Genomic DNA, 2,146 nt, shown 5'->3' with positions numbered 1-2,146 from the left:
ACTCGGTTTTGTAGCCACGGACAACGAGGGTCATTCGCCTTCCTTCATCGCAGCTTCCACGCACTGCTTGATTCGCTCAGCACGGCCTCGATGGTGACAAAAGGAGGAGCTTAGATGACCACTCCCCTGTCCTGAAAGCAGGAGCTGCCGGGAAGTGTGCTCTCTGGCTCCGTAGTCGTAAAGCCAACACGTTTGCTGGTAGCTGTGAGGTCTCTATCCAGCCCGACATCAGAGCATGGCCATTCGAAGATCCGCTCCAGCACCAGAGCAGTTCCAGCGGCAGGGCCGCCTGCCCTTCCCCTGGCCTTGCTTACTCAAGAGGCGTTACTACAGCGGCATAGCCTCCCCACCACTGGAGGAACTGCTCCCGGCTGAGAACACGGCGATTCCAGGCTGAGGAGTCGGCCAGATAGACCGCAGTTGCATCGCCGCCGAGCACGACGAGCAAATGGCCACCGGCATAGCGATCTGGCGGGAAGCTGACGATCACAGGGGCCCCACCGTTGGCCACGGCCAGCAGCTGCTCCAGAGACCAGTGTTCACCCCACTCGGTGCGAAAGCCAAAGTGAGCCGCAGTGATAGCAATGCCCTCCGGCGACACCAGGCCCAGCTCCGGCGTGATTTGCCCCAGAGCCGCCTCGACATGCAGCACGTCGCTGATGCGATAGTGCCGGCCATAGGCATCGAAGACCTCCGTCATGGCTGCCGCTGAGCATGCAGAGTAGGCCCAGGTGTCATATTCTTCTTGAGAAGCATACTGGGCAGGATCAAGCTGGGAGATGCGTACAAGACTGCGCGAGGCGTTGAAGCCATGAGGCAGAGTCTGGAGATCCAGCGTCTGGCTGTGATTGTTTCGGAAAAAGGTGAGCGCCGTGTTGAGCGTCAGCTGTCCACCATCGGCCAGAGCGCTGGTCATCGAGAGCGCTAGAAGAACCATTACCAGCAGCACCAGCGAGAGGATCACACGCCAACGCCGGTACCAGGGCGCCGGAAACGCCTGAGCGAACCAGGGCTTTCCTTCCTGGCCGTCTTGTGCCCGCTGCAGAAGGCGGGCAGCACGAGCGGTCAAGCTTGCTTGCTCTCCTGAAGAGGAGACGAGAAGATCACTAGTCAGCCCCTCACGCCGCAACCAGCGCTCAAGCCAGCTTCCACGACGCCACAGACTCAATCCCAGCATGAGTAGGAGCAGTGCGCTAGCCAGCACCACAACGGGGACCACAGAGCAACCTCCCGGTTCTTCATCTCCATAAACACATCAGCATCATTTACCAGAAGTATCCCGGGAGTTGAGGACTTCCGTCAAATCAATCCCACAATGGTACCATATGAAGCATGCTGGCACAGATTAGAGAGTGCGGGAGCCTGACGGAATAGAGGTCAAGATGGCTACTGGACCAGCGGCGGCTCTTCACGCGGATACTCAACCTGCGGCTCTTCATACTGCGGTTGAGGACGCCTCACCGCCGGTTGAGCCTGCTGTGGCTGTGACCCCGCGGCCTCGTTTGGGCGTGGTCCCGTCTGAGCGCGATAGCCCTGATGATAGCGCTGCTCAGGCTCTCCTGGCTGACTGCCCGGGTAAGAGGTCTGGTAGGTATCCACTGTTCCCGGCGGCGCCTGCGGCGGCTGCTGCCATTGCCACATACCACCGTTCATCGGCCAGCTGCGCCCCGTCCCCGGCCCCTGCTCAGCAAAGAGCACAGAGAGGGCCCAGGCAAGCAAGGCAATGAAGAAGATGCTTAGCATAATGCCGAACATTGCACTACCCCAGCCCCACCACCAATGTGCTGGACCCAGGAAAAACAGGGGAATGAACCACCAGAAAAACCAACCCCGGTGGCGCCCAAAACGGTTTCGTCGGTACATTGTCGATCCTCTCTATCTCTCAACAAGCGCACGAAAGGCGGGACTTCTATCCAAGTGCGTCCTTTTCCTGCAGCTTCTGATCTTCATTGCGCCATTCTCACAAAGACAGAGTATAACAGATAGCTATCGCTGTCAAGGAAGAGGAGCATCCTCTTCTCCCTTCTCTCTTACAGAAGAGAACGCTGGCAGGTTGCATAGATCCAAGTGCCCGCCTGTTTCTCGCTCGCCGCGTCTGCAGTCGGGCGATCGCAGAAAGTCCCGGCCATATTCGACAGAGCAGAAC

General features: G+C 58.8%; 2 protein-coding genes. Both read right to left on the bottom strand.

Going from position 1 to position 2,146, the window contains the following annotated elements; all coding sequences use genetic code 11:
* Positions 1-310: 310 nt before the first annotated feature.
* Positions 311-1,219: a cysteine peptidase family C39 domain-containing protein gene (locus IRZ31_RS21285; RefSeq protein WP_297157755.1), complete on the bottom strand. Its 909-nt coding sequence runs from the start codon at positions 1,217-1,219 to the stop codon at positions 311-313.
* A gap of 167 nt (positions 1,220-1,386) precedes the next feature.
* Positions 1,387-1,863, bottom strand: coding sequence for a hypothetical protein (locus tag IRZ31_RS21280; RefSeq protein WP_297157753.1), 477 nt, complete (start codon positions 1,861-1,863; stop codon positions 1,387-1,389).
* Between the last annotated feature and the right edge of the window lie 283 nt (positions 1,864-2,146).

This window comes from Thermogemmatispora sp., from assembly GCF_019683635.1.
Taxonomy (GTDB): Bacteria; Chloroflexota; Ktedonobacteria; order Ktedonobacterales; family Ktedonobacteraceae; genus Thermogemmatispora.
Note: the sequence above shows the minus strand (reverse complement) of the source record. Positions and strands in the feature narration are given on the sequence as shown.